The 235-nt window shown below is 31.9% G+C and carries 1 protein-coding gene; it reads right to left on the reverse strand.

The window, feature by feature from the left end:
* Positions 1 to 234, reverse strand: a 234-nt coding sequence (locus H2O73_RS24320; protein ID WP_497997526.1) for a PLDc N-terminal domain-containing protein, incomplete at its 3' end; no start/stop codon positions are given.
* Position 235 lies beyond the last annotated feature (1 nt).

A 235-nucleotide genomic window follows, 5' to 3' on the forward strand; every position in this document is an offset into this window, starting at 1 on the left:
GGAATCTCTAACAGATTCTGAATAACGTTTCATCTTTTCCTTAATTCGGTTTCGGAAAGGTTCATCATGGGAGATTTTCTTGGTGTAGAGTTTTCTTTTTCGATAGTTAATTCCGAAAGAAAAATAAAAAATCACTCCTATCAACGGAAAAAACACAATAAACAATATATATGCAAGTGCCTTTGTACTACTTCTTGTATCGTGTAATACTCTAAGAATAGCGAATACTACAATT

Source organism: Vibrio marinisediminis (genome assembly GCF_014050145.1).
In the GTDB taxonomy this organism is placed as follows: Bacteria; Pseudomonadota; Gammaproteobacteria; order Enterobacterales; family Vibrionaceae; genus Vibrio; species Vibrio marinisediminis.